The sequence below is a fragment of the Enterococcus sp. AZ141 genome, assembly GCF_051714385.1.
Taxonomy (GTDB): domain Bacteria; phylum Bacillota; class Bacilli; order Lactobacillales; family Enterococcaceae; genus Enterococcus_D; species Enterococcus_D entomosocium.
This window is the reverse complement of record NZ_JBIORT010000001.1, coordinates 3256755-3281472: the sequence shown is the minus strand read 5'-3', so window position 1 is coordinate 3281472 and position 24718 is coordinate 3256755. Positions and strand designations below refer to the sequence as shown.

Here is a 24718-nt window from a genome sequence, read left to right as displayed (position 1 = left end):
CGCTTTATAAGAGGAAGGGGTCTTATGTCAAAATTATTTGCTTTTTTTAGAGTAAAGTTTCACAATGATTTTCATCCCCATACTAAAGGGATGATCTCTGTACATAATGGGTATAGCTTGTTGTTTCTTTTTAATTTGCTGCTGTTTTTCTTTGCCATGTTGTTTTTCGATCCAAGGGTGGCAGTCGAAGAGCTCAAGTTGATTTTATTTTCGGAAAGTCATCTTGTGACAGATTATATTGCTATGACTTCTGTAGGGTCGGCTTTATTAAACAGCAGTTTGATGACGTTTGTAGCGATCTCGATTTGCTATCATTATCGGGTGCCGATCACAGGAGGCGCGGTGTCTGCTATCTTTATGGTGACTGGGTATGGTTTTTTTGGGAAAAATCTACTAAATTTTATCCCGATATTTTTAGGCGTCCGTCTGTATTCGTATTTTATGAATGAACCATTGAAAAAATTTCTGTTGATTGCCTTGTATGGATCGTCGGTTTCTCCAATCGTCAGCTATTTTGCATTCAATGACTCACTACCGCCTTATTTTAGCTTGGTGATGGGGTACGGTATTGGAATTTTTACCGGTTTTTTGATGGTTCCCATGGCCTTATATTTTCAAGGACTTTTTCAAAGCGTCAGTTTATACAGTGCTGGATTCACTTCAGGAATGTTGTGTACATTAGTCGCCGCTATCTGTCGGATGTTTGGCCTAACGATTGAGCTAAGAACATTGGTGTCGCAAGAACAGCAGCCGCGTTTGATTCTCATGATGCTGGTTTTAGGAAGTGTGTTCGTAGGCTATGGGTCACTGATGGCAATCAAGAAAAAACGATTGAATATGCGAGCGATTTGGTCTCATAGTGGCAAAATCGAACGAGATATCTTACGTGATACCGGCGTTTATAATACGATGATCAACATGGGATTGATGACGTTTTTGCTTGTGGCATATGTCGTCAGTATTGGTGCGGTTTTAAATGGACCAGTTATCGGTGCGATCTTTTGCGTCATCGGCTTTTCTGCTTGTGGCTCTCATGTCTTTAACTCGCTGCCTTTATTGGCAGGGGTGACGATTGCCAATCTATTGAGCGTATACACCATCAACGAGACGGTTACAGTCACGTCAGCGATTTTTGCGATGATGCTCTGTGCAGTAACAAATGCCTATGGCTGGAAAGGCGGCTTGGTGGTCGGTTTTGTGCACGCCTCAATGGTACTGAATATTGATTTCTTACATGGAGGTTTGAATCTGTATAACAATGGTTTTTCTGGCGGGCTAGTCGCCATGATGATCATTCCCTTATTGGATCTCAGCAAACAGCTTTGGCAAAAATCAGCCGATCAGGCGCAAGCTACCAAGGATGAAAAACCACAAATGGACTTGAAAGCACAAGAAAGCGAGCAGCCATTGGTCCCATTGGATCAAACAGAAGGAAAACCTAAATTTTCCGAGCCTGTGAAGGTATTAAAACCCGTTGCCCAAAAGAAACACTATAGGGTAGGCGAGTGGGAGTAGAAAAACCGCCAATGTCATTTGTTACTTGTTTAACAAGTAGGGAGTGCTTGCCTTTTCGTCGTTGGAAATAATGGGAAAATGAAAACCAACCAAGAACAAGCAACGATTGGTTGTTCTTGGTTGGTTTTTATTCGTGTTCATTTCTAAAAAAACATCAACGATTGGCTTCTAAGATTTCTGCCTGTAGGCGTTGGGCAGTCGGCGTCATGGCTAGACCACCTTCAGCCGTTTCTTTGAAAATGCTAGGCATTTGTCGTCCGACTTGATACATCGCTAAGACCACTTCATCAGGTGGGATGACACTTTCGATTCCTGCTAATGCCATGTCGGCAGAGATAAAGGCCTGGGAAGATCCCAAGGCATTGCGCTTCACGCAGGGGACCTCGACTAAGCCCGCGACAGGGTCACAAATCAAGCCCATCATATTCTTGAGGGTGATCGCCACCGCTTGAGCCGCTTGGTGGGGGGTGCCACCTTTTGCACAAACCAAAGCCGCCGCTGCCATTGCGCTAGCAGAACCGATCTCTGCTTGACAACCGCCTTCGGCACCGGAAATCGAGGCATTGTTGGCAATCACCAGGCCAAAGGCGCCGGCTGTAAACAAAAAGTCGACTTGTTGCGCTCGAGTCAGTGCCAAACGCTCACGTACGGCCATCAATACACCAGAAACAACACCCGCACTACCGGCAGTCGGTGTTGCACAGATCAAGCCCATTTTCGCATTGACTTCGTTGACTGCAATGGCATTTTGGACCGCTTGTAGAATGGTTTCTCCGCTTAAAAAATCACCGGCAGCAAGGTAGTCGTTCATGCGAGTCGCATCGCCGCCGGTCAATCCCGTCACCGATTTTACACCAGCGACACCTTCAGCGACTGATTGTTCCATAACAACTAAATTCTTTTCCATGATTGCAAGGATTTGTTCGCGACTACGACCAGTATTTTCTGCTTCGATCGCAATCATCATCTCTGCAACGGAAGGATAATTTTTACTTTCTATTACTAACTCTTCTATTGTATAGAACATGTGCTTATCTCCTTTAATCAAAATACGCAGCGCTGTAAACGTGCGGCAAAACTTTGATTTGTTGCGCCAGCTGATCATTGCGCTGATCGACTTCGATGATCATGATTGCTTTATCACCGACAGCTTCTCTCGTAACGGTCATCGTACCGATATTGATTTGAGCCTCTGATAGTAAATTGGTTACTTTCGCAATCATTCCCGGAACATCTTGATGGACGATCACATAAGTAGGGGTACCCAGTGTCAGAGAAATTTTGAAGCCGTTAAGCTCTGAGATTTGAATGTTGCCACCACCGATCGAGATGCCAGTGACAGATAGTTTGTGGCTACCTTTTGTCAAAATCATCTTGACCATATTCGGATGTTCCGCTTTTTCTTTTTTAGGGACGAATAAGACTTCGATCCCTTTCTCATAAGCGATTTTTAAAGAGTCCGCTAGGCGAGCATCATCTGGCTCCATGCCTAAGAGACCGCCAACTAACGCAATATCGGTTCCATGACCGCGATAGGTTTTAGCAAACGATTCATACAACAGGATATCTACACTGTCTGGCTGTTCGCCAAAAATACTGCGAACGATTTTTCCGATCCGGGCAGCACCGGCGGTATGAGAACTGCTGGGACCCACCATGATGGGTCCGATTATGTCAAATACACTGCGGTATTTTAATTGTTCCATTTTTTTCACCTCGATAGTAGTAAACGAATAGGGAAGAATTCCAGTAGTAGTGTAGCATAAAAAAATGAGAGAATGAAAAAAGCAGACCAAAAGCAAGTGATTTTTATTTCTTTTTTTAGCGATGGACTAACGAAAAGCGCTGGTGAGCATTTTTTCAAAAAAATCAGCTGAAAAACCTTGAATTATTCCATAAAGATGCTATAATATTCCAGTGTGCTTTCGTCACACGTTTTTTGTGTGTGCACATGAATCACCAAAGTGGGAGGAGAAATTTGGATCTCCAATTAACCACATCACGGACTCAAGGAGGTATGTCTCGTGGCAAAAAAAGTAGAAAAAATCGTTAAATTGCAAATTCCTGCAGGTAAAGCAACACCAGCTCCGCCGGTAGGTCCTGCGCTAGGTCAAGCGGGTATCAACATCATGGGATTCACTAAAGAATTCAATGCTCGTACAGCTGATCAAGCAGGTTTGATCATTCCAGTAGTGATCTCTGTATACGAAGACCGTTCATTTACTTTCGTTACAAAAACACCACCAGCAGCAGTATTGTTGAAAAAAGCAGCAAACGTTGAAAAAGGTTCAGGCGAACCAAACAAAACAAAAGTTGCAAAAGTTTCACGCGATCAAGTAAAAGAAATCGCTGAATTGAAAATGGAAGACCTAAACGCAGCTGACGTTGAAGCAGCAATGCGCATGGTTGAAGGAACTGCACGAAGCATGGGGATCACTGTAGAATAATTACAGCCCTAAGGAAGTAGCTTCTCAGTCGGCTTCATATTGAAAAATATGGGACACGTGGGAGGTTCTACCGTTATAACCACATCAAGGAGGAAACAAAATGGCTAAAAAAAGCAAAAAAATGCAAGAAGCATTGAAAAAAGTTGATGCTACAAAAGCTTATTCAGTTGAAGAAGCAGTAGCTTTGGCAAAAGAAACAAATATTGCAAAATTCGACGCAACGGTTGAAGTTGCTTACAAATTAAACGTAGACCCTAAAAAAGCGGATCAACAAATCCGTGGCGCGGTTGTATTACCAAACGGTACTGGTAAAACACAAACAGTTTTAGTTTTTGCTAAAGGCGATAAAGCCAAAGAAGCAGAAGCAGCTGGTGCTGATTTCGTTGGTGACGACGATATGGTTCAAAAAATCCAAGGTGGCTGGTTCGATTTTGACGTTGTTGTTGCAACGCCTGACATGATGGCTACTGTTGGTAAATTAGGTCGTGTATTAGGCCCTAAAGGTTTGATGCCTAACCCTAAAACTGGTACAGTAACAATGGACGTAACAAAAGCAGTTAACGAAGTAAAAGCTGGTAAAGTTACTTACCGTGTTGACAAAGCTGGAAACATCCACGTACCAATCGGAAAAGTTTCTTTTGAAGATGACAAATTGATTGAAAACTTCAAAACGATCCATGAAACATTGTTGAAAGCTAAACCTTCAGCAGCAAAAGGTCAATACATGAAAAATATCTCAGTTACAACAACATTTGGTCCTGGGATCCATGTAGAACAAGCTTCTTTCTAATTTAATACAAAAATTCAAAACTTTTATTGACTTGACTACCTTATCTATGGTAAAGTAGTCAAGGTTAAAAGTTTAACTGTACCGAAGACAGTAGGTGGCATTTGCCTTAATTTCCTACCGAGGACGTTTATTGAGAATCTTCAATAGTCCCTCTATGTCTACGGTGGCATAGAGTTTTTTTATTGTCCTTTATAGGACAAAGGAACAGTTTGTTTCGAAGAAACTCTTCCATCAAAATCAGGAGGTGAAATATAAATGAGTGAAGCAGCTATCGCTAAAAAATCCGCGATCGTTGATGAAGTGAGTGCAAAATTCTCTGCAGCCGCATCTGTAGTCGTTGTTGACTACCGTGGACTAACTGTTGATGAAGTAACTCGCTTACGTAAACAATTGCGTGATGCAAACGTTGAGATGAAAGTTATCAAAAACTCAATTCTTTCTCGTGCTGCTGAAAAAGCTGGTCTAGAAGGTTTAGGTGAAGTATTCACTGGCCCTACTGCCGTAGCATTCAGTAACGAAGACGTTGTTGCACCTGCAAAAATCATTAACGATTTCGCAAAAGACGCAAAAGCTTTAGAAATCAAAGGCGGTATCATCGAAGGCAAAGTTTCTTCATTGGAAGAAATTACTGCATTGGCGAAATTGCCAAACCGCGAAGGACTTCTTTCTATGTTGCTATCTGTGCTACAAGCACCTATCCGCAACGTGGCTTACGCTGTCAAAGCAGTGGCAGAAAAAGAAGAAGATGCAGCATAATTGCCGCATAATTTTTCAGTATTAAAAACTAAACTACTTACTTAAATGGAGGAAAACAAAATGGCATTGAACATTGAAAACATTGTCGAAGAGCTAAAAGGCGCGACAATCTTAGAATTAAACGATTTAATTAAAGCTATCGAAGAAGAATTTGGCGTATCTGCTGCAGCTCCTGTAGCTGTAGCTGGTGGAGCTGGCGATGCTGGTGCTGCTGAAGAACAAACTGAATTCACTGTAGAATTGACTGCAGCTGGCGATCAAAAAGTTAAAGTTATCAAAGCAGTTCGTGAAGCAACTGGCTTAGGCTTGAAAGAAGCGAAAGCAGTCGTTGACGGAGCTCCTTCAGCAGTTAAAGAAGGCATCTCTAAAGACGAAGCTGAAGCATTGAAAGCAGCTTTAGAAGAAGTTGGCGCTTCAGTAACAGTTAAATAATTTTTCTTAGTGTCAAATCCTTTTGTATGAAGGGATTTGGCGCTTTTTTTGTTAGAGGCTGAGATTCCTAAAAAGTAATAAGCAGCGATCCTCGTTTTTTTATGAGCGAGGATCGCTGCTTATTTTTTTCGAAATTGTTGGAATAAGAACACGAAAATAAAAAAGAAAAATGCTTCCCACAACGTTGTGGTCCAACTAAAGCTGCGGTTAATACCAAAAACGAGATTACCAATATTGGAAACCACCAAATACAAGGCTGTTGCTAGCAAAGAATAGCCGAATCGTTTGCCCATCATTACGCCTCCCTTTGCTATGATTGTAACAAGTCAAAAGAGTTGTGGCAATCAATTCTGATGCAGTGATGATAAATTGATCGATAGTAAGAGAAAAACCGAACGGTCCGTAGTGATCGTTCGGTTGAAGAGGATGTAGCCCGGTTCGCTTAATCCAATGGAACATCAAAGATCCAACCGGTTGGTGCCGAAATATCGCCGAATTGAATGCCGGTCAATTGGTCATACAATGCTTTTGTTTGTGGACCAACTTCCGTTTCGCTATAGAACACATGGAAATCCTCGCCGTTTTGGATCCCGCCGATCGGGGAAATAACAGCAGCTGTTCCGCAGGCACCCACTTCGACAAAACGATCCAGCTCATTGAGATAAACATCACCTTCCACAGGGGTCAATCCTAATGAATGTTGCGCTAGATGCAGCAATGAATATTTTGTGATACTTGGTAAAATAGAAGGAGATTTTGGTGTCACAAATTCATTAGCAGCCGTGATCCCGAAAAAGTTGGCAGAACCGACTTCTTCGATTTTGGTATGCGTTTCTGGATCAAGGTAGATGCAATCGGAAAATTTCCGTTGATGGGCTTCGTATCCAGGTAACAAACTCGCCGCATAATTTCCACCAACTTTGGCTGCGCCAGTACCATTTGGTGCCGCGCGATCATAATCAGAAACAATGAAATTGGTTGGTGTCAATCCGCCCTTAAAGTAAGGTCCGACCGGCATACAAAAAACCGTAAAAATATACTCTGGTGCTGGGCTTACACCGATATTTTCTCCGACGCCAATCAATAGAGGACGAATATACAAGGTGGCGCCGCTGCCATAAGGCGGAACATATTCCTGATTTGCTTTTACTACTTGTTTTACCGCATCTAAGAAAAAGGCCTCAGGAACCTCTGGCATACGCAGGCGATAGGCACTGCGGTTCATCCGTTTGCTATTTTCGTCTGGACGGAACAAATTGATGCCGCCATCTTTTCTTCGGTAGGCTTTTAGTCCTTCAAAACATTGCTGTCCATAATGAAGAGCGGTTGATCCCTCGTGGATATGCAGATAATTATCCTCGGTAAGTTCGCCTTCATTCCAAGAACCGTCTTTCCATGTTGCCAAAAAACGCCATGGCGTTTTGATATAAGAAAACCCTAAATTTGACCAATCGATTGTCATTCGTTCACACCCTTTTTTAATTTTTCTAAGTATAGCACTTCAGAAAAGAAATGTCATTATTTTCTGAAAATTCTTCTGTAAGAATATTTGGTGACAGTGACGTGTAAAGAAAGGGGAACCGATCTTTGCTTGTACGAGTTCCCCAGATTGTTTTTCTACAAGTTCTGTGCTTCAATGAGAGTATAAAAAAACAAAAAAGGGGGAACGTTTGTGATTGAGGAAGTGTTGACGGACAGTCTGGGGATCGCTGCTGCGTATCGACGATTGAAACCAATCATGATCCATACACCACTTGCACCAAGTAATATTTTAGGCAAAGAAAAAGAGGGCACGATATTTTTGAAATTAGAAAATCTACAGCGTACCGGCTCCTTTAAAGCGCGGGGGGCGTATAACAAACTCGCGTCATTGACTGATGCAGAAAAACTTCGCGGTGTCATTGCCTGTTCTGCAGGAAATCATGCGCAAGGTGTTGCTCTCGCCGGATCGTTACTGGGGATCAATGTCCGAATCTTTATGCCATTAACGGCTGCCAAAACAAAAATAGAGGCGACAAGAAGTTATGGCGCACAAGTCGTTTTAGCAGGAGAGACGTTTGATGAAACCAAACAACTGACACTAGACGCCATGAAAGATAGTGGCGAAGTATTTGTCTCTCCCTTTGATGATCGTGCAGTAATGGAGGGGCAAGGAACGATTGCGATCGAACTGTTGGAGGATCTTCCAGATGTTGATAATGTCATTATTCCCATCGGCGGTGGTGGGTTGATTGCTGGGATTGCTTTAGCCTTAAAAGAACTTCGTCCAGAAGTCAAAATCATCGGCGTTCAATCCTATGGCGTTTATGGCATGATCGCCTCACTTTGGCAGCAAAAGCTAGTAGCCAATCGCCGCAGTAGAACGATCGCCGATGGCTGTGATGTTGCTTTGGCAGGGGAACTGACCTATGATGTTTTAAAGACCCGTATCGATGAAACGGTCTTAGTTGAAGAATCCGATATCGAACAAGCGATCCATTACTTAGCATTGAGGGAAAAAGTCATCGCAGAAGGGGCTGGTGCATTAAGTACGGCGGCGATTTTAAGCGGACAGATCGATCATTTGCTTCGAGGAAAGAAAACTGTGGCATTGGTCTCCGGCGGCAATATTGATTTCTCTGTGTTTAAGGAAATCATCTGAGTGCAACAAGCCTTCCAAAAAAGAAAGAAGAGACCTGATTAGACATTCTCCTAATTGGGTCTCTTCTTTTAAATTCAAAGCAGGCGCTCAGATGATTACTTTGGGAGAGAAAGTATTGTTTCGATCCACTGTCCAAAGGTTGTTACATATTTCAACGGTCCGACCAATGTAAATCGTGCCATCGTTGGGTTGATTTTTTCAAAGTAAAAACGCCGACTTTCCCCTGAGTAAAGTGCATTGAACTCATCAATAACGATTTTTTTTTGCTGTTGTAGCAATTCCTCTGATTCAATAAAGAAATCAATGGCAAGTAAGCTTTCGGGTATCTGTTTTTCTGAACGTATTGAAGCAAAAGAAAGCAGGGGATCTTCAAATGGTTCGCCCATAAACGAAGCCACATCTTTGTAAGAAAAGCGCCACTGCCCGCCAATTTTTGTCCCTTTAAGTTGGTTGGTCTTTTGATAATTTCGGATGGTTCGAGTCGTTACGCCCAGTTTTTCAGCGACTTCTTCAACGGTATAATAATCTTTCATCGGTTCCTCCTACAAAGCGATTGTACGATCACAAAAGCGTTGCTCCTCTTTCTTATGACTAGTATAGATGATCATGCGTTTTTCTGCATGTTTTTTTAAACACTTCATAATCTTTTCGGCAGCTTCATCATCAAGGCTGCTGGTAGCTTCGTCTAAAAGAATGATTTCGGCATCACTTAATAATATGCGAGCTAGAGCGATTCTTTGCTTTTCTCCTCCAGACAAGTCGGCACCATTTTCCGCAAGCCTGCTAGTCCATGAGCGCTGTTGAAAAATGGGCGCTAAAATACCAGAGGTTTCGATAATTGTTTTTTCTTCTCCCGTCATTTTTCTTCCCCATACAAGATTTTCTTCAATTGTCCGAGAGAGAATCGTAGGGTCTTGAGCAAGGTAGAGGGTTTTATCTGTTTCAGGGTTTCTTGGCTTGATGCGTTTACTCTTCGTTGAAAGCGAAATTCCTTCTGATGGATAAAGGCCAGCAATTGCCTTTAAAAACGTTGATTTTCCTTTTCCTGAAGCGCCAGCCAAGTAAATATGTTCACCAGGTTTCAAGGTTTCTTCAATGGGAAAGGAAAAGCTGTGGTTGCCAATGGATACGACAGGGTGGTCGAAAGTAAGACTCAGAGTAGCTTCACACGTTTGGTTCCAGCGGTCATCGGGAGCAGCCAATTCTTCGTTAACAAAACGTTGATTGGTCCTCAGAGTAGCTGTATCAAGATTGATTTTCGTTAAACCACTTAATGCAGAAAAGTAAATGGGTAATAGCACGCCAATCAAAATCAACGCAGAGGTTGGCAGTTCATCTTGTAATATTCCTTGAATCATAAACAAATAGACGCCGATCTGGGCGATCTGATTGATCGCATTAAGGACTAAACTAGTCGTTTGGGCAAAAGTATTGGTGTTTGCTAATGTTTGATACATCGATGTCAATTGAGAGGAAAACAGCTGCTCAAGAACAGCGTCACTCCATTGCTTCATTGTATCAATATGGGACAATGTTGTTAACATTTCCTTATTGCTAAGAGCAAATGCTTCTTGCATATTTTTCATCTTAATACTCAACTGTTGATTGATCCATCGAAACCCAAAAACATTGATGGGAAATAGCGATAGTAAAATGAAACCCAGTAAATAATGCAATTGGAAACACAAAAAAAGTGGGATTAGCAATAAGAAAAAGCAGCGAATGGCTTCGCTAAAACTACCGCAAATAAACAAGTATAAGGAATCAACAACGCCAAAAATGCGGTTTAATAGATAAGTGGGCTCCTTTTCAGAGAGTTCTACATAACTCTTCCTTTTCATTTTTTTTAACAATTCTAAGAGATGGCGAACATTCATCGAAGCTGCATAGCGCTCTTTCATCACAATCAATAAGAATTGCGCGCAATAAGTAATACTTAATATGAACGCTAATAAGCCGACGAGATGATCAAAGCGAAGTGCGTGATCTTCTTGTAGAAGCAAAGGGAAAGCGAGGTTTGTCAGGACAGTCAAAAAAACTAGCAAACTACTCAAACTGATAAAAAGTTTATTGTTTCTAATAATTTCAAACATAAAATCAACTCATTTCCTATATTTTCCTAAATGGTAGATGTTTTTATGAAAATTGTCAACAAAAAAAGAGTTCCTGATTAAAGGAACTCTTGAAAAATCAAAAGCTGCGTCCGCCGCCGCCGAATGTTCCGCCACCAGAAGAGTGGGTCGTACTGCCACCGCCGCCGCCAGAAAAACCGCCACCACCGCCTCCACCATTATTCGAAGGACGGGGGATGCGTCTGGTTGTGACAAAGGAATTGACTAAGCGATCTTCTTTTTGGGTCAGATCAATACTTGATTTTTCTAGATAGTTAAATTTGTAGCCGCCCATTTTTAATTGGTAACGGGATTTAACAATGATGAAAAAAGCGATACTGATCACTGCCGCGATCGCTAAGCAAATAGCAATTTCTAGTGGCGTTATCACTTTGTAATAAGTAATTTTTCCGGTATCACGATCGATACGATAATGATCGGCAGGAACACCTGCTTCCACAAAACCCTCTGCTTTTTGCAGATAGACCAATGCAGCTTGATAATAATTTCCCTCTGCCATCTGGTCAAATACCGCATCAAGTAGCTTATCTAGACGTGAATCGGTAAGATAATCGATCATATTTCCGGAAGTCGAAACGTGAAATTTCCGTTGCGCCATATCGATCACCAATGCCGAACCGTTGTTGTCGTTGCCGATCCGTCTTGAAAGATATCGATCAGTGTACAACTCGATATCTCCCGTATTGCTGTTTGTTGTTTGAATAAAAACTTCGCCTTTGATCTTTGCATTCAGCGCTTCTGCTTCTTCGTTCAACTTCTGGATCTCTTGTTCGGTAAAGAGTCCAGCGTGGTCTGCGACTGTCTCTTCGGCTGCGAAGGCGGGCAGGGCGGTTAAGAAAAAACCAACCAGCAGTAACAACAAATAAGATAGTTTTTTCATAAGAAATACGCTCCAATCAATGCGAGGATGGTCGTTGCCGCGAAAATTGCGCCACTGACGATTCCCAAGCGCTTGTAACTAATCGGTAAAACACCGCTGACTTTTCCGGTTTGCCCATTCATCGCATAATAAAAGGCACTCTTGTTTTCATCATCGGCTCGATAGGTCACTAGCCATACAGGAAGCAAAACGTAGTTGTTTTCTTCTTTTGTTAGATTGATGGAACGATTGTTGCGTTTAAAACTAGTATAGCCATTGACGGTACCTGCTAGCAGATTTTCAGCATAACCCGATAATTCGTTTTTGACTTCGTCAGAAAGATCAATGTATTCAATGTCTCTTTTTTCTGCTTGGAAGCCGGCTAAATATTGACTGCGAAAATTAACAGCTTTTTCAAGGGGAAACGGCTGAACGCCAGTCACCATTTTTTGCTGAACGTTTTTTGACAGCGCATGCTTGAGCAATTCATTCACCTTGATTTTTCCTCGTCGCAAGACATCGTATTGTTTGTGCTCAGTATATTCAATATCACCAACGCGCCAAATACGCAAAGAGGTACCCATACCTGAAAGCGAGCCATTCATCTCAGCATCGACGACCCAATAAGGGAAGTACACACCAGTCAATTTCTCTACTTGTGCTTGATCGAAGAAATCCCGTGGCACAAATTTTTTCTTTTGCGCCCATTCTAAGAATTTCGCAGTTGCTTCTTCCTTTTCGATGGCAAAAGGGAGGACTTTGTTAGGTAAAAATTCTCCTGAAAGCCGTCCCGACAAAACGACCGGGTTATGGCAAAAGTAGCAATAGGTTGCGGCTGTAGTCGCATCCGTCACGATTTCAGCACCGCAGCTGGGGCAGGTGAAAAGGTCCATCTGCCCCGCTTGTGCATCGGCTTGCTCTCTAACTTCTTCTTGAAGGGACGGTTCAGTCTCGGTCGCTGCAGAAGGATCTGAGACAGGAGTATCGGCCATCTGCGCTTCTTTTTGCTTTTCTTCGAAGGCAGTGACTTCGTCTTCAGTAAAAATACTCAGACAAAATGGACAATGAAATTTTTGATCACCAGGTTCAAAGGTTAAAGCGCCCCCACAATTGGGGCACTTATGTGTGATAACATCCATCAGCAATCCTCCTCAATTAGTCTACTGGGACACCTTTGAAAGGTTTGCCGCAATTCGGACAGAATTTTGGAATGCCGTTGGCTAAATCGATCACTTCACCACAATCGCTGCATTTCATTTTCAGGCTTGGTCCATCGCTCGTTGGTTTTGGCGTCCCGCAATTGCTGCAGAATTTACCAGTATTAGAGGTGCCGCATTGTGGACAGTCCCAATGATCTGCGTTGTTTTGTGCAGAAGCCTGTTGCTGCATTTGCTGTTGGTTGTTTTGTGACGCTTGGTTCAAATAACCGCCACCAGCGTTCATCCCCATGCCCATGCCAACAAACCCAGTCGTAGCCCCAGCGGCATTGCTACCGGCAGATTCCATACCACGAGCAACCGAACCTTGAACATAGCCTTCACGAATCGAAGGGTCGCCTAACATTGCCCCTTGGTTCCGCATGTTGATCAGTTTTACGGAATCATCCGTATAAGAGATGCTTGCGACGGCAACAGAAACGATTTCCATGCCGCGGAGTTCTCGCCAGCTGTCATCAAGAACCGTTCCCATATATTTGCTTAATTCCATGCTCTTAGATGGAACGTAAGAAATTCGTTCGCCATCAGCGGACATTTTGTTGATCGCGGTTTGTAGGGCGGTCAAAAATTCAGCTAAGTACTGCTCATTGATGTCGTTGATATCGACTTGACTTTTGTTTTTTGGGATCGCATTCGTATAGAACAAAATTGGATCGGTAATTCGTAAGGAATAGTTTCCGTGCGCCCGTAAGAATAGTTCTGCGTTATAAAAGTTGTCAAAATAGTTCAAAGGCGATGAAGTACCGAAGCGAATTCCTTTGATTTCTTGAAGATTGATATAAAAAACTTGTTGTTTTTGTGGTGTAACGCCGCCAAACTTAAAGCGGTCGAAGGTTTCAGAAATCGCATCTTTCAGTGAACCGTTCAACATCGAAGGCGCTAATTCATTTTTGACGGTATAGTAGCCTTCTTCAGCGGTATAATCGATGATTCGCCCGCCATCAACCAATAACATCATCATATTCGGATAGACATGGATCACTGACCCATCAGTGATGACATCTTCCGTGCCTTTTCTGTTAGAACCGCGTTTGTCATTACGCCGCACTTTGACACCTTTTGTCATTACTGTCGAATCGCTCATATTGTCAGGCTCGATCACCTCTAGCCATTGATCTGCTAATCCGCCGCCAATTGCGCTTGTTGCCGCTTTGATAATACCCATTTTCAGTCCTCCTTTAAATTGTTTTCATCACAATAGATGAACGTAGATTCATTATACCATAGGAGGTGAGATTTACGTTATCAGTCTAAAGTTGGAGAAGAGGAATGGTCTTTTTTCTTGAAAATAGGGAGGAATAAAAGGATATAGTGAGTGAAAGCGCGCGGAATGGCTCTTCGAATTAAATTTCCATTTCTTTTGAGATTCCACCACGCAAACGGTGGTTTTTTTAGCTGATATTACGTATAATAGAAGGTAGCGAATTTTGAAATGAGTGTGGAAAACTATGGCCTATCAAGCATTATATCGTGTTTGGCGTTCTCAGCGTTTTGATGATGTTGTCGGACAAAAAGCAATTACCCAAACCTTAAAAAATGCAATCGATCAAAATCAAATCTCGCATGCTTACTTGTTTACGGGCCCTCGAGGAACCGGGAAAACAAGTGCAGCGAAAATTTTTGCCAAAGCCATCAATTGTCCGAACCAAGTCAATGGCGAGCCTTGCAATGAGTGTGACATGTGTCGCTCAATCACAGCAGGAACGCAAGAAGACGTGATCGAAATCGATGCGGCAAGTAACAACGGTGTAGAAGAAATTCGCTTTATTCGTGATCGTGCGAACTATGCACCGACCCAAGCAGAATACAAAGTTTATATCATTGATGAAGTGCACATGCTGTCAACAGGCGCATTTAATGCATTACTAAAAACATTGGAAGAACCACGGAAAAATGTTGTCTTTATTTTGGCAACAACAGAGCCCCATAAGATTCCAGCAACGATTATTTCCCGAACCCAACGATTTGATTTCAAACGGATCAATACGCAAGACATCGTGGGTCATTTGGAAACGGTCCTTACTACTAGCGAGATCAATTACGAAGCAGAAGCTTTACAGATCATTGCGCGAGCCGCAGAAGGCGGTATGCGGGATGCCTTGAGTATCACCGACCAGGCGATCGCTTTTAGTGATGGAACCGTAACGACCCAAGATGCTTTAGAAGTGACGGGCAGCTTGTCCTATGAAATGATGGACCGTCTGATGCAGGCTTGTGGGGAAAAAGAAGTTGCCGATGCGTTAGCGACCTTGCGGGAGTTATTAGCCTCTGGTAAAGAAGCCCGCCGTTTATTGGAAAACTTGTTGGTTTATTGTCGAGACTTGCTGATGTATCAACAAGCGCCGCAGCTGCTATCTGAAAAGTCTCTGCAGTTGACTGAAGCGTTTCAAACACTGGCAAAAATTACCCCGCCAGCAAAAATCTATCACTGGATCACGGTCTTAAACGATACGCAAAATGAAGTACGATTTACGAACAATCCTACGATCTATTTGGAAGTGGCTGTGGTCAAATTAGCCAATGATCCAGAAAGTGCTGCTGTTGCCAGCAATTCAGCTGACAATAGTCAAGAAGTGGCGCAGTTACGTCAAGCACTGCAAAAACTTCAGGCAGAGGTGCAACGACTGCAAGAGAATCGACCGACAGGTGCCGTTGCTGAAACCACCGCGCCAGTGAAGAAAACCAAGGCGACCACTACGTTCCGTTTACCAAAGGAACGCGTGTTCCAAGTGCTGAAAAGTGCAACGAAGAAAGACTTGGCAAATGTTCGTAATGTTTGGGACGATCTTTTGATGTCTCTTTCCGTGACGCAAAGAGCTATGCTGCACTCCAGTGAAGCAAAAGCTGCCAGCGAATCGGGCGTCGTGATCGCTTTTGACTATGAGATCTTATGTCAGCGAGCAAGTAACGACCAAGAGTTTCAATTGATGATCCATAATCAATTGTCCCGTATGATCAAAGACTACGCCCCACAGGCTGTCTTTATTACAAAAGAAAGTTGGCCGACGCTACGACAAGAGTTTTTGGCTGGCGGTCAAGCAACGGAAGAGTCAGAAATTGAAGTAGAGCAAGAAGAGACCGAAGCCGCTCCTGTCGAACCAGAAAATGACGACTTAGTAACAAAAGCGCAAGAGTTATTTGGTGAATTAACCAGCATTGAAGAAAATTAATGAATATGGAGTGATGAATAATGATGCGAGGCATGGGAAATATGCAAGGCATGATGAAACAAATGCAAAAAATGCAAAAAGAAATGATGAAAGAACAAGAAGCACTAAACAGCAAAGAATTTATCGGCGAATCGACAAATGGCTATGTCAAAGCGACCTTTACTGGCGATAAGACGTTACAAGACATTGCTATCAATGAAGCAATCGTTGATGCTGACGATGTGGAAATGCTGCAAGATATGATCATTTTAGCCATCAATGACGGATTAAAGAAAATTGAAAAAGAATCGGAACAAACAATGGGCAAATATACAAGAAACATTCCGGGTCTATAAAAGGAGAAATGACGGTGCAATATCCTGAACCGATCGCCCGATTGATCGACAGTTACATGAAACTGCCGGGAATTGGACAAAAAACCGCAACACGTTTGGCATTTTATACGATTGATATGAAAGAAGAAGTCGTCAATGAGTTTGCTAAATCGTTGCTTAGTGTTAAACGAGATTTGCACTTTTGCAGTATTTGCGGAAATATAACGGAAGAAGATCCTTGTGAAATCTGCAGTGATCCCACAAGAGACAAAGAAACGATTTTAGTAGTTGAAGAGCCTAAAGATGTCATGGCATTAGAAAAAGTCCGCGAGTATCATGGACTTTATCATGTGCTGCATGGCGTGTTATCCCCGATGGAAGGGACAGGTCCAGAAGATATCAACATTGCATCCCTGATACAGCGGCTGCATGATGATCAGGTCAAAGAAGTGATCATTGCGACCAATGCGACCACGGAAGGCGAAGCGACGGCGATGTATATGTCGCGTTTGATCAAGCCTGCCGGTATTAAAGTCACGCGTTTGGCTCATGGCTTATCTGTGGGCAGCGATATTGAATACGCGGATGAAGTGACCTTGCTAAAAGCAGTAGAAGGTCGCCGAGAATTATAAAGATATTGGAGGCAATTAGGGTGAATGGATTGTTTATAACCATCGAAGGACCGGATGGTGCTGGAAAAACCAGTGTGATCGAAGAATTGTATCCTCGGTTACAGCTTGAAGCAACAAGAAAAATCGTTAAAACAAGAGAACCTGGCGGAGTTAAAATCGCTGAAAAAATTCGTAAAATTATTTTAGATCCGCGAAATGAAGAAATGGATGAGCGGACCGAAGCCTTACTTTATGCAGCGGCACGCCGCCAACACTTGATTGAGGTTGTCCTGCCGGCATTGAACGCCGGACACATCGTGATCTGTGACCGCTTTGTTGACAGTTCGCTTGCCTATCAAGGAGCTGGACGTCGCATCGGGATTCCTGAGATCGCACGGATCAACGAGTTTGCGACGGAAGGAACGACCCCTGATTTTACCTTGTATCTAGATGTTGACTCTGATACTGGCTTGCGTCGCATCCAAGAAAATCGTGCACATCAATATGACCGACTAGATTCGGAAGGATTGGAGTTTCATCAACGGGTTCGTCATGCGTATCTAAAGCTAGCGGAAGAAAATCCTGTACGCATTCATAAGATTGATGCTAGAATGGGGTTACAAGAAGTTGTTGAATCCAGCTATTCAGCAATCGTTGAATCGTATCCTGCTTACTTCAAATCAATCTAGGGTAGGTTGGATAACACAAAGGAGATGGTCCCATGAAATTAATTATGGCAATCGTACAAGACAAAGACAGTAATCGTTTGGCAAATGAGTTTATTGATGCCAATATCCGTGCTACAAAATTGTCATCAACGGGTGGTTTTTTAAAGGCTGGTAATAGTACGTTTATCATTGGTATTGAAGATGACCGTGTGCAAGATGCGTTAGAATTGATTAAAAAAACCTGTCAATCAAGAAAGCAATATGTCTCGACACCGATGTCACTAGATATATCCTTAGATGGTCAAGTTCCTTATCCAGTCGAAGTCGAAGTCGGTGGCGCCACCGTATTCGTGCTGCCAGTTGACGGATTCCATCAATATTAAAAAAGGAGCATTTCATGGAGGAGTTATTTCTACAAGAATACCAGCCTCTTGTTTTTACCCAACTAAAAAAAAGTATCAAGCATGGGCGCATTGCTCATGCTTATCTTTTTGAAGGGGACAAGGGGACTGGCAAGCATGAACTAAGTCTATGGCTCGCAAAACGCCTTTTTTGTGCCAATGTACAAGAAGAAGCGCCATGTGGTGCATGCAGCAATTGTCTACGGATCGCCCAAGGAGAGCATCCTGACGTTATCCAAATTGAACCTGATGGGCAGATGATCAAAGTCGACCAGATTCGACAGCTGCAAGAGGAGTTCTCAAAAAGCGGCTTTGAAAGCCGTTTGAAAATCTTTATTTTGTCTCAAGCTGACAAAATGAACAACAGCGCTGCCAACAGTTTACTAAAGTTTTTAGAAGAACCAGTGGGAAACTTTCTGGCGATCTTAGAAACGGAGAGCCTTGGTCGTATTTTGCCAACCATCCAGTCTCGCTGTCAGATCATTCATTTCTCTCCTTTGTCAAAAGAAAAACTGCAAGAAAAGTTACAAGAAGAGGGACTTTCTAAAGAGACAAGCCGACTTCTAAGCCACTTGACCAATAGTTATCATAAAGCAGTTGAAATCTCGCAAGATGAATGGTTTAATGAAACTAAGGATGCTGTTAAGCGTTGGGTGAATTACCTTTTGAAGAAAGACCCGCAAGCATTTATTTTTGTTCAGAAAAAATTATTGGGTCTAGCAAAAGAAAAAAATCAGCAATCAGAAATCTTTTTGCTCTTGTTATTTTACTTTCAAGAGGAGCGGGATCGATTGTTGGGGCAAGGTTTATGGGGAAAAGAGATCAATCGTGCCATTGAAGCCGCATTGCAAGCACAAAAAAAGTTGCAAGCCAATGTGTCTTTCCAAGGTGTGGCAGAACAATTTTCCGTGAAAATCATCTATGGATAAAACGCAGCAGCCGGAAAAGGAGACCAGAGATGATCGAAGTTGTCGGAGTGCGTTATCATGACGTAGGCCAGATTTATTTTTACACACCGAAAAAACAGACCTATACTATAAATGACCAAGTCATCGTGGAATCACAAGATGCTAAATGTCTTGCCACAGTCGTCACCAAAAGCAGAGAAATGAATGAGAGCGATTTGCCTCAGGTAGTCAAACCTATCTTACGTCGGGCGACGAAGAAAGATTTGGAACAGGCAGCAGCCAATCAAAAGGCGGCAGATGAAGCGTTAAAAATTGGAAAAGAAAAAATCCGCGCACATCAGTTGCCAATGAAACTGATTCGAGTAGCCTATACCTTTGAGCGGACAAAACTGATTTTTTCGTTTACTGCAGAAAGCCGTGTTGACTTTCGCGAATTAGTCAAAGACTTGGCAAGTGAATTTCATACCCGGATTGAACTGCGCCAAATCGGTGTCAGGGATGAAGCGAAGGCACTAGGCGGAGTTGGGCCCTGTGGTCGCAAACTATGCTGTGCGACGTTTTTAGGGGATTTTATCCCTGTATCCATCAAGATGGCTAAAGATCAAGGACTTTCCTTGAATCCTGCGAAAATCTCAGGATTATGCGGTCGTTTGATGTGCTGTCTTAAGTATGAAAGTGAAGAATATGAGCGGACGAAAAAAGAATTGCCGGATCGCGGCAAGGAAGTTGAAACGCCAGATGGCAAAGGACGTGTGGTTGGGCTGGATCTGTTGAGCCGAGTGATCAAAGTCCGTTTGCATGATCGGCAAACACCAATCGAATATGATTATGAAGAACTAGTGACAAAATAAGTAGGTGACCATAATGAGCATGGACAAACGATCAATATATGACGGATTGAATCAGTTAGAATCGGAGTTGCAAAATTCCTTAAATAATCTAGCGGAAATGAAGCAGTCTTTGCAAGAAATCGTCGAAAAAAATACGACATTAGAATTGGAAAATCAACGCTTACGTGAACACATTCGTGAGTTGAACCAAGTGGCAGATGCACCCGCTGAATCGGTCAAACAAGAACTTTCTAAATCACGAATGAATTTAGAAAAGATTTACGAAGAAGGATTTCATGTTTGTTATGACTTATACGGTTCTCGCAGAGAACATGATGAACCTTGTGCATTTTGTCTAGAAGTGATCTATCGTGAAAGCGGCAAATAACTGACTGACAGTCTAATAGGTTCGTTAGAAAAAAGATCAGTTTCCACTGGTCTTTTTTTCGAAAGGAGCAGTACATGCAAAAGCAACAAAGTTATAAACAAGACACTGGAAAACTGTATCTTGTTCCGACACCGATCGGGAACTTGGAAGATATGACGGTCCGTTGTGTCAAAATTTTAAAAGAAGCGGACCTGATTGCAAGTGAAGATACTCGCAATACCCAGAAATTGTTGAATCATTTTGAGATCTCGACACCGCAAAAAAGCTTACATGAACACAATTATAAAGAGCGAGTTCCGCATTTGGTAGAACAGCTGCAGATGGGCAAAACCATTGCCCAATGCAGCGATGCTGGTATGCCCTCCATCAGTGATCCGGGGCATGAATTAGTCAAGGCCTGTCTAGCTGAAGGAATCGCGGTGATTGCGCTTCCGGGACCTACGGCAGGTTTGACAGCGTTGATTGCTTCAGGCTTATCGCCGCAACCAAATCTTTTTTATGGCTTTTTACCTCGTAAGAAAAAAGAACAAAAACAAGCCTTGAGTGAATTAGCGACCCAGAAAGCAACGATGATTTTTTATGAGTCACCCTATCGAATCGCAGCGACGATTGAAACAATGCTAGAGGTATTTGGTGAACGTCAGGCAGTCATTTGCCGAGAATTGACAAAAATCCATGAAGAATACTTGCGAGGGACCTTTTCTGAATTGATCGACTATTTAGAGCAGCAGCCAATCAAAGGAGAATGCTGTCTGTTGGTGGAAGGCTCTTCTGAAATACATGAAATTGTTTATGAAGGAAGTTACGCAGAACAAGTAGCTGCCTTGATGGAAGAGGCCGAAATGTCCTCAAAAGAAGCAATCAAAGAAGTGGCTAAACGTAATCAAGTAAAGAAACAGCTTGTCTATCAAGCGTATCACCAAATAGAAGAGTAATCATACCGAGACTTCTCTCGGTATTTTTTTGTACCACACGCTCACTTATGTGATATTACCTAACATATAAAGTCAGCTATTTTCAAAAAATTCATGTTTTTCTCAGAAAAATCTAGATTATTCGAAAATATGGTGTTAGGATAGCTAACATATAGAAAGGGAGGCGTGTAAAATGGATACAGGGAATATTGCATTTATTTTAATTTGTAGCGGTATGGTTTTTCTAATGACTCCAGCATTGGCATTTTTTTATGGAGGATTGGAACGACGCAAAAACATCCTCAATACCATGATGATGGTGATTTGTACGATGGGCTTGGCGTCCGTCCTCTGGGTCGCTCTAGGGTATACATTATCCTTTAGCGGGACAGGATCATTTATTGGCAATTTAGACAAAGTCTTTTTCAATCATGTTTCGATGTCAGAAGGAGAGGGAATTCCAGAAGGGTTGTTTGCTGCCTTTCAAATGATGTTTGCTTTGATCACAACGGCGATTATCACTGGATCAGTCGTTGGAAGAATGCGGTTCTCTGCTATTTTTCTATTTATTGGCTTCTGGCTGGTTTTCGTGTATTTTCCAATGGCGCATATGGTGTGGGGCGGTGGCTTCTTAGATGCGATCGGCTCGATCGACTTTGCAGGAGGCAATGTCGTTCACATCAGTTCGGGAATCAGTGGGCTAGTCTTAGCGATCGTTGTCGGTAAGCGACGAGAATTTCATCAAACCGAATATCGTCCTCATAATATTCCCTTTGTTGTACTAGGTGCCGGTCTTTTATGGTTTGGCTGGTTTGGCTTTAATGCTGGCTCTGCGTTAGCAGCTGATGGTCTAGCGATCCACGCCCTAATGACCACGAATACAGCAGCAGCCAGTGCGATGCTTTCTTGGATGCTGATCGAAAAAATCGTCGTGGGAAAACCGACAATCGTCGGTGCTTGTACAGGTGCAGTGGTGGGCTTAGTTGCCATCACACCAGGGGCGGGGTTTGTCTCCCTTTGGTCTTCCTTTATCATTGGCGCTTTAGTCAGTCCGTTTTGTTACTTCTTTATTTCCGTCATCAAACATCGATTAGGGTTAGATGATGCATTGGATGCCTTTGGTTGTCACGGGGTAGGCGGAATCTTCGGTGGTTTGATGACCGGGATCTTTGCCGATCCCGCTGTTGGTGGACATTCAGGATTGCTTTATGGCGGTGTTGATCTTTTTATCGCACAAGCCGAAAGTATCGTATTTACGATTTTGTTCGCTGGTATCCTATCCTTTGTCATAATTACCTTGATCAAATGGGTGATGCCGATTCGCGTATCTCAGCAAGAAGAAGCGGTGGGGATGGATCGGATCGAACATGATGAAACGGCCTATCCTACCTTTATGGGGTTAGATTCTTAAGAGTGGAGGAGCAGTCATGAAAAAAGTTGAAGCGATTATTCGCCAAGAAAAATTAGAGGAGCTAAAAGCCGCTTTGGATCAATCGGATCTGATCAGTGGGATGACGGTCAGTCAAGTTCTCGGGTGTGGCAATCAAAAAGGGTTAAAAGAGTTTATTCGTGGCCAAGAAGTGATCACGACTCTTTTACCGAAAGTAAATGTCCGCTTTGTTTTGGCAGATGAAAAAGTCGATGCCGTGATTGAGCTGATTGTATCGATCTGTCGGACAGATGAAGTCGGTGATGGCAAAATATTCGTCTACCCTTTGGAAGAAGCGATTCGGATTCGCACCAATGAACGAGGAGAAGCTGCCTTATAGCAGAACTTCTTGGGTCATGAACCGTGCAGCAAAAGTAGCGAACGTATAGGGAAGGGCCAATGAAAATTGGTCCTTTTTGCGTCTTTGTCTTGATTCCTTGCTTGATAGGGAACTTCTGTTCGTTTATAATAAGAAGCGAGGTGAGCAACGATGTCGGAACTGCAATTTCCCTTAAAAAATGATACGAGCCGCAAAATTATTCATATTGATATGGATGCTTTTTTTGCTTCGGTGGAAGAACGGGATGATCCTGAGCTGGCCAAGCATCCCCTTGTCATTGCCCGTCACCCAAGTGATACCGGCGGCCGAGGAGTGGTCACGACAGCGAATTATCTGGCGCGACAATATGGCATCCATTCGGCAATGAGCGCACAAAAAGCCTACGAGCTTTGTCCGCAAGCGATTTTTAAACCGGGGAATCATCAAAAGTATCGTGAAGTGTCCCAGCAAGTCAGAGAAATTTTTCACCGATACACCGACATCATCGAACCAGTTTCAATTGATGAAGCGTATCTGGACGTCACAGTGAACAAAATCAACTGTCCTTCAGCAATTAAGATCGCTCGTCTGATTCAGCGAGACATCTGGCATGAGACCCATTTGACTTGTTCGGCAGGCGTCAGTTACAACAAGTTTTTGGCAAAATTGTCCTCGGATTATCATAAACCACGAGGGTTAACAGTGGTGATGCCGGATGAGGCAGTGGCCTTTTTACAACAACTACCCATCGATAAATTTCATGGGATCGGGAAGAAAACTGTCCCCAGGATGCATGAGTTAGGCATTTTTACAGGAGCAGATCTATACGCTTGGAGTGAGATGGCGTTGATCCGCGAATTTGGCAAAATGGGGTATTCTTTGTATCGCAAAGTTAGAGGAATCCATGATTCACCAGTCAGTGTGACCAGAGAACGAAAATCAGTCGGTAAGGAGCATACATACGGCAATCCATTAACGAGTGAAGAACAAGTCTTAAGTCAATTACGCGCCATCGCAGAAGAAGTTGAGAGATCACTAAAGCGCACACAGAAACATGGCAAAACAGTCGTGTTGAAAGTCCGTTACAGTGATTACTCTACGATCACTAAACGAGTGACTTTGCCGATTTACGTTCATAAAAAAGAACAGTTATTTTCAGAAGCCAGTCTCATTTGGGAAGAGATTTTAGGTCTTGAAAAAGGCATTCGTCTTTTGGGAATCACCGTCACAAATCTCGATCCTCTGACCTATGAAAATATCGTACTGCCTTTATGGCAAACATCTGACGATCAGTAGACCTAAAAAGGAGGACCAATATGACGATCTATCAAGTATATGAAACGATGATTGCTTTGGCTGATGAAGAACGAAGGGAAAAAATGGCCGCCTATATGCGGCATCAGTTTGAGTTTTTAGGCATCCCTACACCGTTGCGCCGTCAGCAGGAAAAAGCAGCCTTTAAAGTAGCAAAACAAATGAAACGAATCGATTGGGAATTTATCGATCAATGTTGGCAAAGCAGCTATCGGGAACACCAGTACCTTGCGATTGATTATTTAGTGGCGCTGGAGCCCTTTTTATCAGCCGTTGATCTAGGAAAAATTGAACAGTTAGTCATAACGAAATCTTGGTGGGATAGCGTGGACGCACTAAGTGAGGTCGTCAGAAAGCTTGTTCGCCGACTGCCAGCGTTAAAGGCTGAGATGCTTCGTTGGAGTCTTGAGGATAATCTTTGGCTACGGCGAGTGGCGATTCTTCACCAATTGTTGCAAAAAGAACAGATGGATCGACCATTACTTGAAGAGATCCTTGTCAACAATTTGGGGAGTTCTGAATTCTTTATCAACAAAGCCATTGGCTGGAGCTTGCGAGACTATGCCAAGACGAATCCTCAGTGGGTCCAAGATTTTCTTCTACGCCATCAAAAAAGGCTGGCGCCTTTGACGGTTCGTGAAGCAAGTAAGTACCTTTAAAAGC

Annotated in this window: 28 protein-coding genes and 1 other annotated feature; of the genes, 19 read left to right on the top strand and 9 right to left on the bottom strand. The window is 42.9% G+C overall.

Annotated elements, in window-relative coordinates:
- The first annotated feature begins 24 nt into the window (after nucleotides 1-24).
- Nucleotides 25-1515 (top strand): DUF1576 domain-containing protein, encoded by a 1491-nt coding sequence (locus IGI89_RS15130; RefSeq protein ID WP_008379789.1) that lies wholly within the window; start codon nucleotides 25-27, stop codon nucleotides 1513-1515.
- Nucleotides 1516-1669: 154 nt separating this feature from the next.
- Here IGI89_RS15130 and sdaAA read toward each other — a convergent pair whose 3' ends face one another.
- Both sdaAA and sdaAB read right to left on the bottom strand, forming a co-directional pair.
- Nucleotides 1670-2542 carry an L-serine ammonia-lyase, iron-sulfur-dependent, subunit alpha gene (sdaAA, locus tag IGI89_RS15125; RefSeq protein ID WP_008381622.1) on the bottom strand — a complete coding sequence of 291 codons (873 nt, stop codon included), beginning with the start codon at nucleotides 2540-2542 and terminating at the stop codon, nucleotides 1670-1672.
- Nucleotides 2543-2555: 13 nt separating this feature from the next.
- Complete coding sequence (gene sdaAB, locus IGI89_RS15120) at nucleotides 2556-3221, bottom strand: L-serine ammonia-lyase, iron-sulfur-dependent subunit beta (RefSeq protein WP_005229781.1); 666 nt, start codon at nucleotides 3219-3221, stop codon at nucleotides 2556-2558.
- Between the two features lie 318 nt (nucleotides 3222-3539).
- Here sdaAB and rplK point away from each other — a divergent pair, with 318 nt between their 5' ends.
- The 4 genes from rplK (at nucleotide 3540) to rplL (ending at nucleotide 5940) form a co-directional block, all read left to right on the top strand.
- Complete coding sequence (gene rplK, locus IGI89_RS15115) at nucleotides 3540-3962, top strand: 50S ribosomal protein L11 (protein ID WP_005229787.1); 423 nt, start codon at nucleotides 3540-3542, stop codon at nucleotides 3960-3962.
- A gap of 100 nt (nucleotides 3963-4062) precedes the next feature.
- Nucleotides 4063-4752, top strand: a complete 690-nt coding sequence (rplA, locus tag IGI89_RS15110; protein WP_005229790.1) for a 50S ribosomal protein L1 — start codon at nucleotides 4063-4065, stop codon at nucleotides 4750-4752.
- A 63-nt stretch (nucleotides 4753-4815) separates the two neighbouring features.
- Nucleotides 4816-4942, top strand: a sequence feature (ribosomal protein L10 leader region).
- A gap of 65 nt (nucleotides 4943-5007) precedes the next feature.
- Nucleotides 5008-5508 carry a 50S ribosomal protein L10 gene (gene rplJ / locus IGI89_RS15105; RefSeq protein ID WP_005236672.1) on the top strand — a complete coding sequence of 167 codons (501 nt, stop codon included), beginning with the start codon at nucleotides 5008-5010 and terminating at the stop codon, nucleotides 5506-5508.
- Between the two features lie 60 nt (nucleotides 5509-5568).
- A complete protein-coding gene (rplL, locus tag IGI89_RS15100; protein ID WP_003127081.1) occupies nucleotides 5569-5940 on the top strand; it encodes a 50S ribosomal protein L7/L12 in 372 nt (123 codons plus the stop codon).
- A 119-nt stretch (nucleotides 5941-6059) separates the two neighbouring features.
- Here rplL and IGI89_RS15095 read toward each other — a convergent pair whose 3' ends face one another.
- On the bottom strand, nucleotides 6060-6233 hold the full coding sequence (locus IGI89_RS15095) for a hypothetical protein (protein WP_005236653.1): 174 nt from the start codon (nucleotides 6231-6233) through the stop codon (nucleotides 6060-6062).
- Between the two features lie 149 nt (nucleotides 6234-6382).
- Nucleotides 6383-7402: a branched-chain amino acid aminotransferase gene (locus IGI89_RS15090; protein ID WP_016613269.1), complete on the bottom strand. Its 1020-nt coding sequence runs from the start codon at nucleotides 7400-7402 to the stop codon at nucleotides 6383-6385.
- A 210-nt stretch (nucleotides 7403-7612) separates the two neighbouring features.
- Here IGI89_RS15090 and IGI89_RS15085 point away from each other — a divergent pair, with 210 nt between their 5' ends.
- Nucleotides 7613-8581, top strand: a complete 969-nt coding sequence (locus IGI89_RS15085) for a pyridoxal-phosphate dependent enzyme (protein ID WP_005236650.1) — start codon at nucleotides 7613-7615, stop codon at nucleotides 8579-8581.
- A 95-nt stretch (nucleotides 8582-8676) separates the two neighbouring features.
- Here IGI89_RS15085 and IGI89_RS15080 read toward each other — a convergent pair whose 3' ends face one another.
- From IGI89_RS15080 to IGI89_RS15060, 5 genes are all read right to left on the bottom strand, one after another.
- A complete protein-coding gene (locus IGI89_RS15080) occupies nucleotides 8677-9114 on the bottom strand; it encodes a helix-turn-helix domain-containing protein (RefSeq protein ID WP_101698928.1) in 438 nt (145 codons plus the stop codon).
- 9 nt (nucleotides 9115-9123) lie between these two features.
- A complete protein-coding gene (locus IGI89_RS15075; protein ID WP_016613270.1) occupies nucleotides 9124-10674 on the bottom strand; it encodes an ATP-binding cassette domain-containing protein in 1551 nt (516 codons plus the stop codon).
- Between the two features lie 97 nt (nucleotides 10675-10771).
- Nucleotides 10772-11593, bottom strand: coding sequence for a TPM domain-containing protein (locus IGI89_RS15070; RefSeq protein WP_005236637.1), 822 nt, complete (start codon nucleotides 11591-11593; stop codon nucleotides 10772-10774).
- Complete coding sequence (locus IGI89_RS15065; RefSeq protein WP_008381609.1) at nucleotides 11590-12711, bottom strand: hypothetical protein; 1122 nt, start codon at nucleotides 12709-12711, stop codon at nucleotides 11590-11592. The genes IGI89_RS15070 and IGI89_RS15065 overlap by 4 nt, the downstream gene beginning before the upstream one ends.
- Before the next feature lie 16 nt (nucleotides 12712-12727).
- A complete protein-coding gene (locus IGI89_RS15060; protein ID WP_086299567.1) occupies nucleotides 12728-13954 on the bottom strand; it encodes an SPFH domain-containing protein in 1227 nt (408 codons plus the stop codon).
- 283 nt (nucleotides 13955-14237) lie between these two features.
- On the opposite strand from IGI89_RS15060, the gene dnaX reads away from it, so the two are divergent.
- The 13 genes from dnaX to IGI89_RS14995 all read left to right on the top strand — a co-directional run bounded on the left by dnaX (nucleotide 14238) and on the right by IGI89_RS14995 (nucleotide 24714).
- Nucleotides 14238-15959, top strand: a complete 1722-nt coding sequence (gene dnaX / locus IGI89_RS15055) for a DNA polymerase III subunit gamma/tau (RefSeq protein ID WP_016621226.1) — start codon at nucleotides 14238-14240, stop codon at nucleotides 15957-15959.
- Between the two features lie 20 nt (nucleotides 15960-15979).
- Nucleotides 15980-16294: a YbaB/EbfC family nucleoid-associated protein gene (locus IGI89_RS15050; protein ID WP_005236633.1), complete on the top strand. Its 315-nt coding sequence runs from the start codon at nucleotides 15980-15982 to the stop codon at nucleotides 16292-16294.
- Nucleotides 16295-16308: 14 nt separating this feature from the next.
- Nucleotides 16309-16905 (top strand): recombination mediator RecR, encoded by a 597-nt coding sequence (recR, locus tag IGI89_RS15045; RefSeq protein WP_005229813.1) that lies wholly within the window; start codon nucleotides 16309-16311, stop codon nucleotides 16903-16905.
- A 20-nt stretch (nucleotides 16906-16925) separates the two neighbouring features.
- Entirely contained in the window at nucleotides 16926-17573 is a 648-nt protein-coding gene (gene tmk / locus IGI89_RS15040) for a dTMP kinase (protein WP_005229815.1), read from the top strand.
- Between the two features lie 32 nt (nucleotides 17574-17605).
- Nucleotides 17606-17935, top strand: a complete 330-nt coding sequence (locus IGI89_RS15035; RefSeq protein ID WP_005229817.1) for a cyclic-di-AMP receptor — start codon at nucleotides 17606-17608, stop codon at nucleotides 17933-17935.
- Between the two features lie 14 nt (nucleotides 17936-17949).
- Complete coding sequence (holB, locus tag IGI89_RS15030) at nucleotides 17950-18882, top strand: DNA polymerase III subunit delta' (RefSeq protein ID WP_438735812.1); 933 nt, start codon at nucleotides 17950-17952, stop codon at nucleotides 18880-18882.
- A gap of 29 nt (nucleotides 18883-18911) precedes the next feature.
- Nucleotides 18912-19712, top strand: a complete 801-nt coding sequence (locus tag IGI89_RS15025; protein WP_438735811.1) for a PSP1 domain-containing protein — start codon at nucleotides 18912-18914, stop codon at nucleotides 19710-19712.
- A 19-nt stretch (nucleotides 19713-19731) separates the two neighbouring features.
- A complete protein-coding gene (locus IGI89_RS15020; RefSeq protein ID WP_077452675.1) occupies nucleotides 19732-20079 on the top strand; it encodes a DNA replication initiation control protein YabA in 348 nt (115 codons plus the stop codon).
- 74 nt (nucleotides 20080-20153) lie between these two features.
- Nucleotides 20154-21014 carry a 16S rRNA (cytidine(1402)-2'-O)-methyltransferase gene (gene rsmI, locus IGI89_RS15015; protein ID WP_005236618.1) on the top strand — a complete coding sequence of 287 codons (861 nt, stop codon included), beginning with the start codon at nucleotides 20154-20156 and terminating at the stop codon, nucleotides 21012-21014.
- Nucleotides 21015-21186: 172 nt separating this feature from the next.
- Complete coding sequence (locus IGI89_RS15010) at nucleotides 21187-22404, top strand: ammonium transporter (protein ID WP_005236611.1); 1218 nt, start codon at nucleotides 21187-21189, stop codon at nucleotides 22402-22404.
- A gap of 16 nt (nucleotides 22405-22420) precedes the next feature.
- Nucleotides 22421-22762 carry a P-II family nitrogen regulator gene (locus tag IGI89_RS15005; RefSeq protein ID WP_005229830.1) on the top strand — a complete coding sequence of 114 codons (342 nt, stop codon included), beginning with the start codon at nucleotides 22421-22423 and terminating at the stop codon, nucleotides 22760-22762.
- Between the two features lie 150 nt (nucleotides 22763-22912).
- The gene (gene dinB, locus IGI89_RS15000; RefSeq protein ID WP_005236610.1) at nucleotides 22913-24037 is read left to right on the top strand and encodes a DNA polymerase IV; all 1125 of its coding nucleotides are present in this window, start codon (nucleotides 22913-22915) and stop codon (nucleotides 24035-24037) included.
- A gap of 20 nt (nucleotides 24038-24057) precedes the next feature.
- Nucleotides 24058-24714, top strand: coding sequence for a DNA alkylation repair protein (locus IGI89_RS14995; RefSeq protein ID WP_438735810.1), 657 nt, complete (start codon nucleotides 24058-24060; stop codon nucleotides 24712-24714).
- The last annotated feature ends 4 nt before the right edge of the window (nucleotides 24715-24718 follow it).